This is a genomic window from Acinetobacter lwoffii (assembly GCF_049367455.1).
GTDB classification, from domain to species: domain Bacteria; phylum Pseudomonadota; class Gammaproteobacteria; order Pseudomonadales; family Moraxellaceae; genus Acinetobacter; species Acinetobacter lwoffii_W.
The window spans coordinates 2328921-2346523 of sequence record NZ_JBMPXW010000001.1 but is presented as its reverse complement, the minus strand read 5'-3'; the positions used below and the strand labels follow the sequence as shown (position 1 = coordinate 2346523).

The window sequence follows — 17603 nt, the reverse complement described above, 5'->3', positions numbered from 1 at the left end:
AAATCATAAGGATAGAGTGATGTCCATTTCTGCGCTGTTGGCTTGTTTTAGTTTTTATTCAGGACTGTATTTAATCTATTTCTTTTTTGCTCAACAACAAAATCCGCTGTTCTTGTTTTTAGCGATCATTTTATTGATTTTTGCTTGCATCATTACCCCTTATGGTTACCAGCGTCACCGTGGCCATTATGACCGAACCATGAGTTGGGGACAGTATTTGGCCATACCTTTGATTTTATGGGGACGACTATTTATCGTTCCTATCAGTTTTATTTTAAGTTTGTTTTATTCAAACCAGTAAATTCAATCATAAAAAAGCACCTAACGGTGCTTTTTTACATCTATTGAGGTGCTTAGATCTTTGTTAACAATGCATCTAAAACAGCTTGATAGTGAATCTGGATATCATCTTCTAGAATCTTGTAAGCATTGTCGAACTGCACCATAGGCCAGCCTTCTTTCCAGAATGGAAAAATATTATGCAGGTCATGGGTAACAATCGCATCTTCACGCAGAATCGCTTGTGCAATCTGGGACAGCACTTGTGCCGTTTCAGCGCCATCAATCGCCATATAGTCGATTCCGCGCGCTTTTAAAATACGGACGCGGTCTTTTTTATAACGGATTTTTTTGATTTGTGCCGTATTCAGGCCCAAAGCCAAAGATACCGCTTCGACAAATTTGTCTTCAAATGACTGATTCAATGCCACTAACGCTTCTTTATGCGCTTCCTGACGACCAGCTTTACCACCCTGACGAATCACTTCTTTCGCCTCAGTATTTAGCTCATCCTTTTTCATGCTTTGCAGGATGTCTAAAATTTCGATGTCGCTTAACGCCTCAGGAGATTGATCAGTCATAAACTGTCCTTAAAAAAATAAATCTTGAATCGGCTATTTTCGCATAATTCGTGGCTAAAAAACTAAAATCTTCGTGATTAAAGCAATGATAAGCGCTGAAAATGGATTTGTCCTGTGATTCTGCGTCAAATCGACTATAGTGCCTGTGTCTATTTCTGAATCAATCTCTGGATGATGCCCCCTACGCAAGTGACTTTGTTGCTGCAGCAACTTAAGCGCCAATATCCGACTGCATTTAAAGGAAATTACCTGTTTTACAGTCAGATTAAAATCCGTGGAATCTGGGATAAAGCCAAGCTTTTAATTCCTTGGGCCTCGGCCGCCATGATTTTTGTTCCCATCAGTTTGATGTTAGGAGATCTCGTACAGCAATCTTTTGTGCAAATCAGTGAATTTCAGGCACAGAGTTATGCCATTTTGGCCATTCTACTGTTCCTGATGTTGAGTCTCACCTTGATTCTGTACCAGATTCAGCATTCTTCTTATTCGCTGTATCAGTTATTGCGTCATACCCCGATCAAGATGGCTATTGTGATTCTGATGCAAGCCTTAAATCTGGTCTTTATACAAAGCAGTTTGCTGATGTGGAGCTTATTCTTCTTTGGCGTGAGCTTTGGTTTTGTGCGCTTTTATCGAGAAAATTTATTCAAGGAAAATAGTAAAAATACTGAGCACTATCAGCTACAACAATTACGTAAAATCTGTTTTTGGGCTTATAAACAAACCTGCCTGATCCGACTAAAATTACGTTTTTATTCAAGCCATGATCCTCGGTATGCCGAACTAAAACAGCAATTAAATCACTATGCCGGGTTATATACGCGGCTGCTGAAATATGAGCATCAATATTGTAAAACGATCAAGCATCTAGATGTCGACAGCTATCTGGATGAAAATTCATAGTTCTCTCTATCCTTTTTCATTGGCCATCTTAAAGATCTGCAAATATTGAATTTTAAAAAACGTTGATTTGCTGATTTTTAGAATAGAAGCCACGGAATTGCTTGAAAAGAAAGCAATCATTTCGGAATTTGCTTGCCAAGCTTTATTTCGTCCTCTATTATTGCGCACATGCCCGAGTGGTGAAATCGGTAGACACAGGGGATTTAAAATCCCCCGCCCACAAAGCGTGCCAGTTCGAGTCTGGCCTCGGGCACCATTTTAATATTTATTAAAATGGTGCAATAAAAAATCCAGCATTAGGCTGGTTTTTTTGTGCCTGAATTTTATTCTTTTAGCGCGAAATCCCCATGTCAGAATTAAAACACTTTGATCTCGCTACATTACAATTACGTCATCCAGACGCTTTTTTCCTTAAACTGCGTTATAGCCGCTTTAAATTTAATGCCTTGCAAAATATCCAGTTTGTTATCGCGATTAATTTACTGTCCCTTCTGGTCTGTGTAGCCTGTAGTCTCAGCTCAGTATTTCTGGAATATTATTTTTTTAAAAATGCCACGATTGCGTTTAATGTCACCTTAATTGTGCTGCTGGCACTACTGTATCCCTATATCTGGCATGCACAATATCAGGCGCAATTCAGCTCCAAAGCTTATAGTCAGCGTTTGCAAAATTGTCTCTATCTGCAAATTCCAATTTTTCTATGTTTGCTGCTTAACCTTTATCTGGTTCATTCGGATGTGCTGGTCATCATTAGCATGATCATTTTAGCGCTATCCTCTTTTGGCGCTGTGATCTTGGAACCTCTATTTAAAAGTTCCTGTAGCGCAATTGATCAGATCAAATTGCAGAAACTCCGGCAACTGGCTTTTTGGGCTTATCAACAATCCAGATCAAAAACACCACAACAGGTTCAGGGCCACTCAAATCTGCAAGCTTATTACCAGAATCTCTATCAGCAATGTATGAATGAAGAGCAACTATTATTAGGCTCGATTCGCTTTAATAACTTTAAAGATTATTTCAACAGACATTAAAAAACCCTGCAGCTGCAGGGTTTTCTTAAATCACCATTCACGGTTGGTAATCAACTCTTCCATTTCAATCTCGAACAGGCCGTGCTCTTGCACCACCATCATCATGGCTTCAGCAATATAATCAGCGGCAGTATCATCCAGAGATGAATCCAGATCTTCAAACTGAGGTTTCATGACATTAATATCAGCCACAGTCAGATTGGCAAGCTGATAAATTTCTTGATCTGACAAACCTGATTTAGCGACTTTTTGGGCAAAACGTTCGATGTGCTGCTTGATTTCAGCAACCAGAATATCGGGATAATATTCATCATCGAACATGGGGAGAAGTAAATCTGCAAACATTACAGGCACTCTAAAGGATGACTATCTAATCTAAGCGTGCCTATATAGCATATTGTTGCTTAAAAGCCAAACAACATTGCCAAGATGCTAATTTTCAACCCTGAAGTTCTAAGCTGTTTGCATAGCCTGCCAGATTTTAATCGCATCGGCTGTAGCCTTAACATCATGTGCCCGTACCATACACGCACCTTGCTGAATACTCAATAAATGTGCTGTTGCCGAACCGACTGCACGCGCTTGCGGTTCAGCACCATCCAGAACTGCTCCGATAAAGCGTTTACGAGATAAAGCAGATAAAATCGGATAGCCCATTTCTGTAAATTTATAAAACTCTTGCAACAGCTTTAAATTTTGCTGGGCATTTTTAGCGAAACCAAAACCCGGATCGATCATGATATTTTCTGCTTTTACTCCCTCATCCAAAGCATCCTGAACGCGTTGGGATAACTCGCGAATCACATCAGCAGTGACATCTTCATATTGATCCAGATTATTCATGGTGGTTGGTTCACCACGCATATGCATGATGATCACTGGAATATTCAGCTCTGCTGCAGTCTGCAATGCATTCGGCTTTGTTAATGCACGAACATCATTCCAGATATGCGCTCCGGCCCGAATCGCTGCGCGTATGACTTCAGGTTGCGACGTATCAATCGAAAGAATGACCTTATGTTTAGCTAGTTCTTCCACCACAGGCACGACGCGGCGAATTTCTTCTTCCACTTCTACCACTGCGGCACCTGGACGGGTCGACTCACCGCCAATATCAATTACCGTGGCACCTTCAGCCATCATTTCCAGTGCGCGGGCAACCGCATCTTTTTTTTGATTATGCCGACCACCATCACTAAAAGAGTCCGGGGTGACATTGAGAATCCCCATTACATGCGGCTGGGATAAGTCCAATTTTAAATCACCAAATGTCCATACATGTGGTAACAAAGGCATCAGCTGCATGATTCAATACTCATTCACAATAACCCCAATATTGTCTTATGGATAATTAAATAAAGCAAAGCTGAATAAGGCCAGGACCTAGATTTCGAAGTAATTTTTTTTAGAATATTGCATTATCTTGGTTTGTAATAATGTTTTCACATCTGCCCATTCACTTTCTAAAATACGGTGGTGTTTCAAAAAGTATGCTGAAAAAAACAATATGGCTTTTGATAAAATAGAGGTATGAAAATAACGCTACAAATCAAATGTCCTACCTGTCTAAGTAACAATATAAAGAGAAATGGCATCAAAGTAGATGGGAAACAAAACCATCAGTGCAAAGATTGCAAACGTCAGTTTATTGGTGATCATGCATTAAGCTATCAAGGGTGTAACTCAGGTATTACCGGCAAGATATTACATTTGATGGTCAGAGGAAGCGGTGTTAGAGATATTGCTGAAGTCGAGCGTATCAGCATTGGCAAGGTATTACGAACCTTAAGTGAATCGATCTATCAGATTCAGCCTAAACAAAGCCACTACGAATGTCTTGAAGTCGATGAACTTTGGACTTTTGTAGGGAATAAGCAAAATAAACAATGGCTTATTTATGCCTACCATCGAGAATCTGGAGAAATTGTTGCTTATGTTTGGGGTAAGCGGGATTTAGCAACGGTTCAACGTCTTAAAGCTAGACTTAAAAAGCTTGGGGTTCAATATGCTCGAATTGCGAGTGATCATTGGGATAGTTTTATCACAGCATTTCAATGTTGCAAGCAAGTGATTGGTAAGTTTTTTACCGTCGGTATTGAAGGTAACAATTGTAGAATTCGTCATCGAATCAGGCGTGGATTTAGGAGAAGTTGCAACTTTTCTAAAAAGCTCGAAAATCATTTTAAAGCCTTTGATTTGACTTTCTTTTACCTTAATAACGGATTTGTTTAACGCCAGCATACTTTTTGAAACACCACCTAAAATACTATAGATGTAGCTATCTCGAATAGTCTGTCCATCTTTACGCAGCATATGACACCTAATGATGCCATCTCGCTTGGCACCTATTCCTTCAATCGCTTTCTGGCTCGTGACATTAAGATGATCAGTCCGAAAGCCGACGACCTGAGCATTTAAATTTTCAAAAGCATGTCTTAACAAAAGATATTTACAGACGCGATTTACATAGGTTCTGTGATAGCGCTTGGCATACCACGTAAAACCAATTTCAAAACGTGGAATTTCCGTCTTAATATCATGATAACTGGTGGTCCCAATTGCTTGGCGGGAGTTTAAATCGATCACAGCAAAAGCCATCCTTTCACCTTGAGCTTGCTGTTCAAAAGCCTGAGTAAAATATTTTTTTAAGTTATGCAGATAAGGCACTGAGTTATATAAAATCTCGCCTAAATTTTCTGCAGCGCATGCGATGGCTAAATCAGAAAAATGTTCCCAGCTCAACGGTTCAAGACGAAGCTGGTAAACACTGGATTCCAGAACAGGCATATTCATTTTTGTTTTTCTTATTCATTTTTAATCGCTCAATATAACACTCAAAAAGATATGACAAAAATGACAAGCATAAAAAAACCACCCGAAGGTGGTTTTTTTATTGAGCTTAGTTCGCTGGCAATGGCGGAGGAGTCAACGGACCATCATCTGGGGTTACATCAATCACAGGATTATCTGCAACATAGACTTTCGGTGGCTGAGGCTCACGACCTTCCATGATGTCACGGATTTGATCACGATCAATGGTTTCCCATTCCATCAAGGCTTTCACCATCGCATGGGCAATATCTTTTTTGCTTTCCAAGATATCGCGTGCGATTTTATATTGTTCATCCAGAATGCGACGAATTTCACGATCAACTTCTAGTTGTGTGGTTTCCGAAATACTGCGACTACCAATACTGCCCATGAAAGATTGCTGCGCATCTTCTTCATAGACCATCACACCGAGTTTGTCCGACATACCGTATTTGGTCACCATCGCACGTGCCATTTTAGTTGCACGTTCGAAGTCATTTGAAGCACCAGTCGACATCTGGTTAATGAAGACTTCTTCAGCAATACGACCACCAAACAAAATCGAAAGTTCATTCAACATTTTGTCTTTATAATGGCTGGTCTGGTCAAATTCAGGCAACTGCCAGGTGACACCTAAAGCCCAGCCACGCGGCATGATCGTCACCTTATGCACAGGATCTGTGCCTGGCAAGCTTTCAGCAACAATCGCATGACCTGCTTCATGATAAGCCGTCGCGCGACGCTCTTCATCACGAAGTACCATTGATTTACGCTCAGGACCCATATACAGCTTGTCTTTTGCATCTTCAAAGTCATGCATATCGACGGTGTTCTTGTTACGGCGTGCAGCAAAGAGTGCAGCTTCATTCACCAGATTTGCCAATTGCGCACCCGAGAAGCCCGGTGTACCACGTGCAAGAACTTTAACATCCACACCTGTCACTGAAGGCAATTTTTTCAAATGTACATTCAGGATTTGTTCACGACCCTTGATGTCTGGCAAGCCAACCACAACTTGACGGTCAAAACGACCTGGACGAAGAAGTGCTTTATCCAATACATCTGCACGGTTGGTTGCAGCAATCACGATAATGCCTTCATTACCTTCAAAGCCATCCATTTCAACCAGCATCTGGTTCAGTGTCTGTTCACGTTCATCGTGACCACCACCAGTACCTGAACCACGATGACGACCGACTGCATCAATCTCATCAATAAAGATGATACATGGCGCATGACGTTTCGCCTGTTCGAACATGTCACGAACACGGGATGCACCGACACCGACAAACATCTCAACGAAGTCAGAACCTGAAATACTAAAGAATGGAACTTTCGCTTCACCGGCAATGGCTTTGGCAAGTAGGGTTTTACCCGTACCTGGAGGACCGACCATTAACACACCGCGTGGAATACTCGCACCCAGACGTTTAAATTTGGTTGGATCTTTCAGGAAATCTACGATTTCAACGACTTCTTGCTTGGCTTCGTCACAACCAGCAACATCAGTGAAAGTGACTTTAATCTGGTCTTCAGACAGCATTTTGGCTTTAGATTTACCAAAACTCATTGGGCCGTTTTTACCACCTGCACCGCCACCCATGTTGCGCATAAAGAACATGAATAACAAAATGATTAAAAGTACAGGGAAACTTGCAATAAGCAACTGCATGAGCAAGCCTTGACGTTGTGGTGCTTCACCTTCAACCACAACATTATTTTTAATCAGGCTTGGCATCAGTTCAGGATCCTGAACTGCCGGACGGATACTTTCAAACTCTGAACCGTTCGATTTTTCGCCACGGATTCTTTCGCCGTCAATCACAACTTGTTTAATTTGGCCAGCATTGACCGCGGCAACAAACTCTGAGTAGTTCATTGTAGTCGGTTGATTGCGGTCACTGACGTTGCTGAAGATTAACACCAGCACACCCAGTATCACGAGCCACAATACGGCATTCTTAAAAAGATCGCTCAAAGCTTTATTCCCATTCCAATCTAATTTGATCATGCCCTGTTCAGGGTGACCTTAATACTTAAGCTGTAAATCAACTTACAATTATCTAAAAACGTACAAAATGCACAATTTTTAACGACTTGGCAAGTAGACTTATTTTAAAGCCTTCTTACGTCCCTGCCCGATCAGGAAAACTTCCTTGGAGCGAGCACGTGATGCCAAAGGTTTAGATGTTTTCAGAACATCAAAACTATCAACCACTTGCTTACGGAATTCGTCAAAACCTGAACCTTGGAAAACTTTTACCACAAATTGACCTTTAGGGCCTAGCACCTTGTTGGCAAAATCCAGTGCAAGTTCACACAAGTAAATCTGACGCGGTTGATCTACAGCCTTATTACCTGATGTATTGGGGGCCATATCTGAAATTACAACGTCTACAGTACGACCATCTAAAATTTCTAACAATTGCTGGAAGACTTCTTCTTCGCGAAAGTCACCTTGCAAGAAAGTCACATCAGGTAATGCATCCATTGGTAAAATGTCAGATGCAATCAATAAACCTTTGTCGCCGACCAACTTACCGGCGATTTGTGACCAACTCCCGGGAGCTGCACCCAAGTCGACCACGGTCATGCCGGGTTTGATGATCTTGTACTTTTCTTGCATTTCTAAGAGCTTATATGCTGCACGCGCACGATAGCCGTCCTTTTGTGCCTTTTTCACATAAGGATCGTCTAAATGCTCTCTCATCCAATCACGACTACTTTTAGATAACTTTTGGTTGGTAATGCGTGTAGCCATAACTCTCTAAATAAAAAAACGTCTAATTATTAATTGTACGTGAAAAAGACATATTTTGCAGTATACATGTGTATCTAAATCGAGGAGTTTTGCTCGTTATGAAGAGATATTGGAAATGATTATTTCCTGAGAATTTAAAGCGTTTGTTTTTTGCTTTTGCTATACTAAGCCGTTTTAAAATTCAGGTTATCTCTCATGGCGTCTTTATCTATTCAGGAACGTAAGCGTTTACGTCAAATCGGACATGCTTTAAACCCGGTCGTTATGCTGGGTGACAAAGGCCTGACTGAAAATGTCATCGAAGAATTGGCGCGTGCTTTAAACGATCACGAACTAATTAAAGTGAAAATCGTAGCTGAAGATCGTGAAGCGCGTGCAGCACTGATTGCTGAAATTTCAGAAGCGACTGGTGCTGAAGTGGTTCAAACTATTGGTAAAATTGCACTGCTTTACAAGAAAGCTGCGAAACAAAATCAAAAATTGTCCAACCTTGTCCGTTTCGCTCATTTGTCTAACTAAGTACAGGACTTATGGCAAGTTACGAGCTTAGCGCATTTGATCGCCGTTTTCAGGCCATCTCTCTGGTTGCCGCCATCGAACAGCAAGGCCCATACAATTTAAATGTGGGCTTCTGGATCCGTGATCCCAATCAGTACATCTTGTGGCCCGATATGGTGACGGCACATCCCCGTCAGGATTTCCTGTGGGAACAGACCTGCTTTGAAATTTTTATTGGGGTTCAGGGCGAAGATTTTTATCGTGAGATTAATCTTTCCCCTTCTCAGGCCTGGCAGGCTTATCAATTCGAAGAATACCGTTATCCTGAAGAGATGCCACCGCAAGCTGCGGATGATATTGAGCTGAACCAGCTCAAACGTACGCATTATGGTCTCAATGTCAGTGTGGATCTGACTGATTTTATGGCAACACATAAACTGAAATGGGAAAACTTGTTCCTGGGTTTATCTGCTGTTTTAAAAACCTCACAAGGTGATCAATACTATGCCATGCAGCATAGTAGTCCTCAGGCAGATTTTCATAATAAACGTGACTGGTTGCATGTATTTTAAATAGATTGACGCTGTGCATCAGCTATTTAAAGTGTAACAGGCGAATAAAACGTGAGACTTAAAGTCTCACGTTTTTGTTTATCGCTCAACAATGATTGATCCTCTGTATAATTATTCTAGATTTTTTATCGTTTTCAACGTTCATATTTTAATGATGCAGATGATGCTGTTCCTGAATGGTTTTCACAGCAGCATAAAGAATAAAAGAAAAGTAATGATCATCAGAAGAATGGTCCCAAACACCAGTCCCAGTACTCCCAGACATAATACGATTACACCCAGATAAAGTATGCGCCCCAATCCGCTTTCCAGATTCAGTAGCATGATCAATATCAGTAAAATAAGTACACCTACAAAATGCTGTTGCATCGTGACCCCCTTTAATTGTTATTGTGAGTCCGTTTTGCTGCATAAAGACAAAGGAGAACATTTGATTGTTCTCCTTTTTTTAACTAGCGGCCTTTCAGCGCAGCCTAACTTTTCAGCTCAGGACTTTTGTCTGAGCTCTCTGTTTTCACCACGGGTTTGACTTTTTTTAGTACTTCAATGGTACTGTCCTTAGAACGTTTAAAAGTATCGGTCAGATGTTCCTTATGTTTGGTCGAAATCTGGCTGACATCTTCTTTCAGTTCTTTACCCAGATTGGATAAGTCTTCGACGACAGCGTTGAATTCTGTCTTGATAAAGCTTTTTAATTCGGTTAATTCTTTCTGTGAACCGAAAATCTGCTCCTTCAAAGTATCAATACGCTGTAACACCTCCTGCTTAAATTGACGCAATTGTTCCTGCACAGTGTCGCTTAACTGCTTGGCTTCAACTTCAAGCTTTTCCTTACTTTCCTCGATGGTTCCAATTGCCTGATCTTTAGCCTCGACTGCTACTTTTTCAAGCTTCTCGGCAGTTTCAGTCACCACGCTCGGAGTGATTTTTTTAGATGTAGTAGATTTAGGTGCTGTAGCCATTTGTCTTGTTCCTATTGTTATATCGACTAAGCTATATTAGTAGATTTGATAAAAATTAAGATTTGATTTGTCTGACAATTATTAATTGCTTACATTTTTTCACATTGCCTACAAAACAGACTTCCATGCAAAAAGCAAGCCATTTATCTCATACTTTCGCTGCAAAGCCGTTGGACTTTGGGGGGCATTCTGCGTATAATGCCGTGTTAAGTTCAAGCGAGCAGACATAGGAGGGTAGGTTTAAAAAATAGCCTTCCTTTTTTTTCGTCTTCTCGCTTTTTTACAGCCTAAATTTCAGGAGCTTTGGTTTGAGCACCCCAGCAATTTTAGCCCTTGCCGACGGAACTATCTTTAAAGGTACTTCGATTGGCGCATCGGGTAGTACGACTGGTGAAGTCGTTTTCAATACTGCCATGACTGGCTATCAAGAAATTTTGACTGACCCGAGTTATGCACAGCAACTTGTGACACTGACTTACCCACATATCGGTAACACAGGCTGCAATGAAGAAGACGCTGAATCAGGTCGTATTCATAAGGTTTGGGCGAACGGATTGATCATTCGCGACCTGCCTTTACTGCACAGTAACTTCCGTTCCACCCAATCATTAGCTGAATATTTGGTACAACACAATGTTGTGGCAATTGCGGATATCGACACGCGTAAACTGACACGTATATTACGTGACAAAGGTGCGCAAAATGGCTGTATCCTTGCTGGCGAAAATATCACTGAAGCTGAAGCGCTTGAAAAAGCACGTGCATTCGGTGGTTTAAACGGTTTAGACCTGGCAAAAGAATGTTGCGACCCTGAAGGTTTTGAATGGACTGAAGGCTCTTGGACATTAGGCAAAGGTTTCTCTCAACCAGAAGCTAAATTCCATGTTGTTGCATACGATTACGGTGTCAAAACCAACATCTTACGTATGCTCGCAGACCGCGGTTGTAAACTGACTGTTGTGCCGGCGCAAACTCCTGCTGCTGATGTACTTGCACTGAATCCAGATGGCGTGTTCCTATCGAACGGCCCTGGCGATCCGGCTGCATGTGACTACGCAATTGAAGCTGTAAAAACAATTGTAGAAACCACTGAAATTCCAGTATTTGGTATCTGCCTGGGTCACCAGATCCTTGCGCTTGCAAGTGGTGCTAAAACCTTAAAAATGCCTCACGGCCACCACGGTGCGAACCATCCTGTACAAAATCTTGATAACGGTACAGTGATGATTACTTCTCAAAACCATGGCTTCGCAGTCGATGAAAGCAATCTGCCTGATGTGTTGCGTGTAACGCATCGCTCACTGTTTGATGGCACCAACCAAGGTATCCATCGTACAGACAAACCTGCGTTCAGCTTCCAGGGTCACCCTGAAGCAAGCCCGGGTCCACATGACTGCGCACCATTGTTCGATCATTTCATCGAACTTATCGAAGCATCTAAGAAGTAATTAAGGAAGCATCATGGCTAAACGTACTGACATTAAAAGCATCTTGATTATTGGTGCTGGTCCGATTGTCATCGGTCAAGCATGTGAGTTTGACTACTCAGGTGCTCAAGCATGTAAAGCCCTTCGTGAAGAAGGTTACCGCGTTATTTTGGTCAACTCGAACCCAGCGACCATCATGACCGACCCAACCATGGCGGATGCAACTTACATTGAGCCAATTACTTGGCAAACTGTTGCAGCGATCATTGAGAAAGAACGTCCAGATGCTGTTCTTCCAACCATGGGTGGTCAAACGGCATTGAACTGTGCCCTTGCCCTCGATGAGCACGGCATTTTAGAGAAATTCAATGTTGAATTGATCGGTGCAACCAAAGAAGCGATTGAAAAAGCTGAAGACCGTAAACTGTTCGACCAGGCAATGCGTAAAATTGGTCTTGAATGTCCAAAAGCTGACGTTGCTGAGTCAATGGAACATGCTTTAGAAATTCAAGCACGTTTCGGCTTCCCAGTAATTATCCGTCCATCATTCACCATGGGTGGTTCTGGTGGCGGTATCGCATACAACAAAGAAGAATTTATCGAAATTTGTGAACGCGGTTTCGATCTTTCTCCGACTAAACAATTATTGATTGATGAATCTTTAATTGGCTGGAAAGAATACGAGATGGAAGTTGTTCGTGACAAAAACGACAACTGTATCATCGTATGTACGATTGAAAACTTTGACCCAATGGGCGTACACACTGGTGACTCAATCACTGTTGCCCCTGCTCAAACGCTTACAGACAAAGAATTCCAGTTACTACGTAACGCTTCTTTAGCTGTACTACGTGAAATTGGTGTTGAAACTGGTGGTTCTAACGTACAGTTCGGTATTTGCCCAAATACTGGCCGCATGGTTGTAATCGAGATGAACCCACGTGTATCACGTTCATCTGCCCTTGCTTCTAAAGCAACTGGTTTCCCGATTGCGAAAATCGCTGCGAAACTGGCTGTGGGTTATACGCTTGATGAGTTGAAAAACGACATCACTGGCGGTACAACACCTGCATCGTTCGAACCTGCAATCGACTACGTTGTAACCAAGATTCCTCGTTTTAACTTCGAGAAATTCCCACAAGCTGATGCGACTTTAACCACACAGATGAAATCTGTCGGTGAAGTGATGGCGATTGGTCGTAACTTCCAGGAATCTGTACAAAAAGCCCTTCGTGGTCTTGAAGTGGGTGCTTCTGGTTTTGACGAAAAAATTGAAGTGGGTGCTGAAGGTGCGCGCGACAAGATCTTGCAAGAACTTAAAGTGCCAGGTCCAGAGCGTATTTGGTACGTGGGCGACGCATTCCGTCACGGCTTTACTTTAGACGAAGTATTCGCTGCAACGAACATCGACCGCTGGTTCTTGATTCAAATCGAAGACATCATCAAAACTGAAAACCAAATCAAAACTTTAGGTTTTGGCGACTTGAATGCGGATAACATCCGTTCGTTCAAACGTAAAGGTTTGTCAGATCTTCGCATTGCGGACTTGATGGGTATTTCACAAAAGCAATTCCGTAAACACCGTTGGAACCTGGGCGTAACGCCAGTTTACAAACGTGTCGATACATGTGCTGCAGAATTCGAATCTGATACAGCTTACATGTACTCAACTTACGATGAAGAATGTGAAGCAAATCCATCGAACAAAGACAAGATCATGGTGATCGGCGGTGGCCCTAACCGTATCGGTCAAGGTATCGAGTTCGATTACTGCTGTGTACACGCTGCCCTGGCTATGCGTGAAGACGGCTATGAAACGATCATGGTGAACTGTAACCCTGAAACAGTTTCAACGGATTACGACACATCAGATCGTTTGTACTTCGAACCAATCACTTTAGAAGACGTTTTAGAAATCGTACGTATCGAGAAGCCGAAAGGCATTATCGTTCAGTACGGTGGTCAAACACCTTTGAAATTGGCTCGTGCTCTAGAAGAAGCCGGTGCGCCAATTATCGGTACATCACCTGATGCGATTGACCGTGCAGAAGACCGTGAACGTTTCCAGCAAATGATTCAACGTCTGCAACTTCGTCAACCGAACAACAGCATTGTAAAATCTGCTGAAGAAGGTATGGCTGAAGCATCTAAAGTCGGCTACCCGCTTGTAGTACGTCCTTCTTACGTCCTTGGTGGTCGTGCGATGGAAATCGTGTACAACGATGAAGAACTTAAACGCTACTTACGTGATGCAGTTCAAGCATCAAACGAAGCGCCTGTTCTTCTTGACCGTTTCTTAGATGATGCGATCGAAGTTGACGTGGACTGCGTATCTGACGGTAAAGACGTTGTGATTGGCGGCATCATGCAGCACATTGAACAAGCGGGTATTCACTCAGGTGACTCGGCATGTTCGATTCCTCCTTACTCTCTATCTAAAGAGATTCAGGACGAAATGCGTCGTCAAACCGTGGCTATGGCAAAAGAGCTTGGCGTGATCGGTTTGATGAACGTTCAGTTTGCGGTTAAAGGCGAAGACGTTTACATCCTGGAAGTGAACCCACGTGCATCTCGTACTGTGCCATTCGTTTCTAAGTGTATCGGCGAATCTTTAGCGAAAGTTGCTGCACGTTGCATGGCTGGTCAATCTCTTGAGTCGCAAGGCTTCACAACTGAGATTATTCCTGAACACTTCTCTGTCAAAGAAGCCGTGTTCCCGTTCAACAAATTCCCTGGTGTTGACCCGATCCTTGGCCCTGAGATGAAATCGACTGGCGAAGTGATGGGCGTTGGTAAAACATTTGGTGAAGCGTTCTATAAAGCTGTTTTAGGTGCAAATGAGCGTTTACCAGGTCTTCCAACTGAAGGTGAAGTCAAACACGCATTTATCTCTGTACGTGACTCAGACAAACCACGTGCGGCGGGTATTGCAAAACAATTGATTGACCTAGGCTTCAAGATTCTTGCAACTGATGGTACATTTAAAGTGATTAGCGATGCTGGTCTTGAATGTGAACGTGTCAATAAAGTGACTGAAGGTCGTCCTAACATTGTGGACCGTATTAAAAACGGCGAAATCCACCTTGTGATTAACACGACTGAAGGCAAAAAGGCACAAGAAGACTCATTCTCGATCCGTCGTTCAGCACTTCAAGGTAAAGTGTATAACACAACTACATTGAATGGTGCGGATGCAGTATGCCAAGCTTTAGCAATTAAATTGCCAATGGATGTATATCGTTTGCAAGACCTAACTAAAGGTTAATTCGCTTCCAAGAAGTCCCGCTACCTTCTTGGTGGCGGGCTTTTTTTTATTTATAGATTTTATATCTTTCAACTGACTTTTGAGGGACAACATGCAACGTTATCCTATGACACCTGAAGGCAAAATTGCCTTAGAGAAAGAATTACACCAACTGAAAACAGTGGATCGCCCACGTATTACAGCTTCAATTGCAGAAGCGCGTGAACACGGCGACTTAAAAGAAAATGCGGAATACCATGCAGCACGTGAACAGCAAGGCTTCTGCGAAGGCCGTATTCAGGACATCGAAGGCAAACTGGGTGCAGCTCAGGTGATCGATGTCAAAGAACTTGAACAGAATGGTCGTGTAGTTTTTGGTGTGACTGTCACGATTGAAAATCTGGATACTGAAGAACAGAAAACCTATAAAATTGTAGGCGATGACGAAGCAGACTTTAAGATCAACAAGATCTCAGTGAACTCGCCGATTGCACGTGGTCTTTTGGGCAAAAACGAAGGCGATGATGTGAAAATCAATACACCAAACGGTGAAGTTGAATACGAAATTGTGAAAGTTGAATATCTTTAAAATTTAAAGCTATTTAATTTAAAGCCCCTCGATTGAGGGGTTTTTTACCTTTATCCGCTTCCTACAAACGGATTAACTCTGTGCTTCTTTTAAAAACCCCGATGCAAATAAATTAAATGCATATAAGGCCTCAGTGAGTACTTGCTCAGGATGTTCGCTAGAAGCCACCCAGAGTGCTGCATTCATTGCTGCACCATTTAAAAATATCGCAGCAGCTTCTGGATCAACTGTTTTAATTCGGTCTACTGCCAATAATTGTTCAACACATTCACGCGTGGACTGCAAACATCTGTTTTGACTTGGCCAATGTGCAGGATCGCCTAGCACAGCCGGCCCGTCACGCAGCACAATGCGCTGGAATTCCGGATTTAAGGCATTTTGAATATAGGTCCGCCCTTCTAGCATCAATCCTTCCCACAGATCAGCAGGCTGCTCCAGATGCTGCTGGGCAGATGAAGCCATTTCCGAATCGATCTGGTCGACCACTGCAGCAAACAAGCCTTTTTTATCACCAAAATGGTGATACAACGCTCCACGAGTCAGCCCTGCTTCTGCCGTGAGCTTATCCATTGAAGTGCCAGCATAACCATATTCCGCAAACGCACGGCGTGCCACTTCTATCAGTTTCTTGCGGGTTTCCGCCATCTTTTGTTCACGAACAGACATGAATTACTTTACCTCATCATCATAAAAATTTTAATTGACATACGGACCGTATGTCAATTATGTTTACATACGTAGCGTATGTGAAAGTCAAGTTGCTTTCACTCACTGATAAATTAGATATTGAATGAGAATAGACATGACTAGAACTGCGATATTTCCCCAAGACCGCCATGCCCTGTATGAACAGCATGGTTATTCTGCTGCGATCAAATCGGAAGATTTACTCTTTGTATCGGGTCAGGTCGGTAGCCGTGAAGATGGCTCTCCTGAACCAGATTTCGAGAAACAGGTAGAACAGGCTTTTAAAAACTTAGCTGCAACTTTGGCAGCGGCTGGTTGTACTTTCGATGATATTGTTGATGTCACCACCTTTCACACTGATCCAGAACAGCAGTTCGAAAGCATCATGAAAGTTAAAAATCAGGTGTTTACACAAAAGCCTTATCCTAATTGGACAGCTGTAGGTGTCACGTGGTTAGCAGGTTTTGATTTTGAAATTAAGGTGATTGCTCGTATTCCTCCAGCATCGACCACAGCTTAATCATTGTTTTATGCGTGCGCGAATGTCTTTTAGATATTATTCAGCAAGTTTAAACCCCGATTAGGTATAATTTCTTATTCACTATTTTTTGTATCTCCCTTATGTCTGAAAAGTTAATTAATTCTCCTGTAAAGCATTGGTGTGAGTTCGAGTTTATTTCGAAAACGGTGAAAAATCCGAATATTCACATTAAAGGGAATTACTCATACTACTCAGCTTATTGGGATCAGGGTTTTGAGCGTTGTGTGGTACGTTATTTACATGATAAGCCTGCAACGCCTGAGAAGCCGATTGATCAGCTCTATATCGGCAATTTCGTCTGTTTTGGCGCAGAATGCGTGATTATGATGGGCAGCAACCAATTACACCGTACCGACTGGATTTCAGCATTTCCGTTCGATACACGGGGTTTTGAACTTGCGGGTGACACGATTATTGGTGATGGTTGCTGGATTGGTTCTCGTGCCATGATTATGCCCGGTGTAAAGCTTGGTGAAGGTGCTGTGGTCGCAACAGGTGCTGTTGTGACTGAAGATGTGCCACCTTATGCAGTTGTGGGCGGCGTATCTGCAAAAATCATTAAATACCGTTTCCCGCAAGAAGATATCGAAAAACTGCTTTCACTTAAAATTTACGATATAGATGAAAAGCAGTTTTTAAAAATGCGTGAGCAATTGCAAACGGATGATGTGAAATCACTGCTTAATTATGTACAAAGTTTGATCTAAACATTAT

At 42.2% G+C, this 17603-nt stretch carries 18 protein-coding genes, 1 tRNA gene and 2 pseudogenes; 12 read left to right on the top strand and 9 right to left on the bottom strand.

All coding sequences use genetic code 11. The annotated features are described in order from the left end of the window. Window positions 1–19: 19 nt before the first annotated feature. On the top strand, window positions 20–301 hold the full coding sequence (locus ACO1B7_RS11265) for a hypothetical protein (protein WP_005097706.1): 282 nt from the start codon (window positions 20–22) through the stop codon (window positions 299–301). A gap of 52 nt (window positions 302–353) precedes the next feature. Here the strand turns inward: ACO1B7_RS11265 and ACO1B7_RS11260 are convergent, their stop codons facing one another. Then, entirely contained in the window at window positions 354–860 is a 507-nt protein-coding gene (locus ACO1B7_RS11260) for a hypothetical protein (protein ID WP_005097708.1), read from the bottom strand. A gap of 174 nt (window positions 861–1034) precedes the next feature. Here ACO1B7_RS11260 and ACO1B7_RS11255 point away from each other — a divergent pair, with 174 nt between their 5' ends. The 3 genes from ACO1B7_RS11255 to ACO1B7_RS11245 all read left to right on the top strand — a co-directional run bounded on the left by ACO1B7_RS11255 (window position 1035) and on the right by ACO1B7_RS11245 (window position 2797). After that, complete coding sequence (locus tag ACO1B7_RS11255) at window positions 1035–1763, top strand: hypothetical protein (protein ID WP_423090320.1); 729 nt, start codon at window positions 1035–1037, stop codon at window positions 1761–1763. A 170-nt stretch (window positions 1764–1933) separates the two neighbouring features. Beyond that, a tRNA-Leu gene (locus tag ACO1B7_RS11250) sits at window positions 1934–2019 on the top strand. A 91-nt stretch (window positions 2020–2110) separates the two neighbouring features. Next, window positions 2111–2797, top strand: a complete 687-nt coding sequence (locus ACO1B7_RS11245) for a hypothetical protein (RefSeq protein WP_129716743.1) — start codon at window positions 2111–2113, stop codon at window positions 2795–2797. A 30-nt stretch (window positions 2798–2827) separates the two neighbouring features. Here ACO1B7_RS11245 and ACO1B7_RS11240 read toward each other — a convergent pair whose 3' ends face one another. Together ACO1B7_RS11240 and folP are read right to left on the bottom strand one after the other, a co-directional pair. Further along, window positions 2828–3142, bottom strand: a complete 315-nt coding sequence (locus ACO1B7_RS11240; protein WP_071850728.1) for a DUF5713 family protein — start codon at window positions 3140–3142, stop codon at window positions 2828–2830. A 108-nt stretch (window positions 3143–3250) separates the two neighbouring features. Next, window positions 3251–4102: a dihydropteroate synthase gene (gene folP / locus ACO1B7_RS11235; RefSeq protein ID WP_071850729.1), complete on the bottom strand. Its 852-nt coding sequence runs from the start codon at window positions 4100–4102 to the stop codon at window positions 3251–3253. A 225-nt stretch (window positions 4103–4327) separates the two neighbouring features. Here folP and ACO1B7_RS11230 point away from each other — a divergent pair, with 225 nt between their 5' ends. Beyond that, a complete protein-coding gene (locus ACO1B7_RS11230) occupies window positions 4328–5029 on the top strand; it encodes an IS1 family transposase (protein WP_004730370.1) in 702 nt (233 codons plus the stop codon). Between the two features lie 27 nt (window positions 5030–5056). On the opposite strand, the pseudogene ACO1B7_RS11225 reads toward ACO1B7_RS11230, so the two are convergent. From ACO1B7_RS11225 to rlmE, 3 genes and pseudogenes are all read right to left on the bottom strand, one after another. After that, window positions 5057–5590, bottom strand: a pseudogene (locus tag ACO1B7_RS11225) (GNAT family N-acetyltransferase); the annotation flags it as partial. 106 nt (window positions 5591–5696) lie between these two features. Further along, window positions 5697–7586, bottom strand: a complete 1890-nt coding sequence (gene ftsH / locus ACO1B7_RS11220; RefSeq protein ID WP_004280565.1) for an ATP-dependent zinc metalloprotease FtsH — start codon at window positions 7584–7586, stop codon at window positions 5697–5699. Window positions 7587–7718: 132 nt separating this feature from the next. After that, window positions 7719–8369: a 23S rRNA (uridine(2552)-2'-O)-methyltransferase RlmE gene (rlmE, locus tag ACO1B7_RS11215; RefSeq protein WP_004645756.1), complete on the bottom strand. Its 651-nt coding sequence runs from the start codon at window positions 8367–8369 to the stop codon at window positions 7719–7721. Window positions 8370–8564: 195 nt separating this feature from the next. On the opposite strand from rlmE, the gene yhbY reads away from it, so the two are divergent. Beyond that, window positions 8565–8888: a ribosome assembly RNA-binding protein YhbY gene (yhbY, locus tag ACO1B7_RS11210; RefSeq protein ID WP_004280569.1), complete on the top strand. Its 324-nt coding sequence runs from the start codon at window positions 8565–8567 to the stop codon at window positions 8886–8888. Window positions 8889–8899: 11 nt separating this feature from the next. Further along, window positions 8900–9439, top strand: coding sequence for a DOMON-like domain-containing protein (locus ACO1B7_RS11205; RefSeq protein WP_129716256.1), 540 nt, complete (start codon window positions 8900–8902; stop codon window positions 9437–9439). A gap of 148 nt (window positions 9440–9587) precedes the next feature. On the opposite strand, the pseudogene ACO1B7_RS11200 reads toward ACO1B7_RS11205, so the two are convergent. Together ACO1B7_RS11200 and ACO1B7_RS11195 are read right to left on the bottom strand one after the other, a co-directional pair. Further along, window positions 9588–9808, bottom strand: a pseudogene (locus ACO1B7_RS11200) (hypothetical protein). A gap of 104 nt (window positions 9809–9912) precedes the next feature. After that, complete coding sequence (locus ACO1B7_RS11195) at window positions 9913–10401, bottom strand: hypothetical protein (protein ID WP_129716258.1); 489 nt, start codon at window positions 10399–10401, stop codon at window positions 9913–9915. A 308-nt stretch (window positions 10402–10709) separates the two neighbouring features. Here ACO1B7_RS11195 and carA point away from each other — a divergent pair, with 308 nt between their 5' ends. From carA to greA, 3 genes are all read left to right on the top strand, one after another. After that, entirely contained in the window at window positions 10710–11849 is a 1140-nt protein-coding gene (gene carA / locus ACO1B7_RS11190; RefSeq protein WP_004280574.1) for a glutamine-hydrolyzing carbamoyl-phosphate synthase small subunit, read from the top strand. 13 nt (window positions 11850–11862) lie between these two features. Continuing rightward, window positions 11863–15093: a carbamoyl-phosphate synthase large subunit gene (carB, locus tag ACO1B7_RS11185; protein WP_138742916.1), complete on the top strand. Its 3231-nt coding sequence runs from the start codon at window positions 11863–11865 to the stop codon at window positions 15091–15093. 91 nt (window positions 15094–15184) lie between these two features. Beyond that, complete coding sequence (gene greA, locus ACO1B7_RS11180) at window positions 15185–15661, top strand: transcription elongation factor GreA (protein ID WP_004645764.1); 477 nt, start codon at window positions 15185–15187, stop codon at window positions 15659–15661. 72 nt (window positions 15662–15733) lie between these two features. On the opposite strand, the gene ACO1B7_RS11175 is transcribed toward greA, so the two are convergent. Then, window positions 15734–16327 carry a TetR/AcrR family transcriptional regulator gene (locus ACO1B7_RS11175; RefSeq protein WP_423090213.1) on the bottom strand — a complete coding sequence of 198 codons (594 nt, stop codon included), beginning with the start codon at window positions 16325–16327 and terminating at the stop codon, window positions 15734–15736. Between the two features lie 136 nt (window positions 16328–16463). On the opposite strand from ACO1B7_RS11175, the gene ACO1B7_RS11170 reads away from it, so the two are divergent. Both ACO1B7_RS11170 and ACO1B7_RS11165 read left to right on the top strand, forming a co-directional pair. Continuing rightward, a complete protein-coding gene (locus tag ACO1B7_RS11170; protein ID WP_004280579.1) occupies window positions 16464–16868 on the top strand; it encodes a RidA family protein in 405 nt (134 codons plus the stop codon). A gap of 101 nt (window positions 16869–16969) precedes the next feature. Continuing rightward, window positions 16970–17596, top strand: a complete 627-nt coding sequence (locus ACO1B7_RS11165) for a CatB-related O-acetyltransferase (protein WP_423090212.1) — start codon at window positions 16970–16972, stop codon at window positions 17594–17596. Window positions 17597–17603 lie beyond the last annotated feature (7 nt).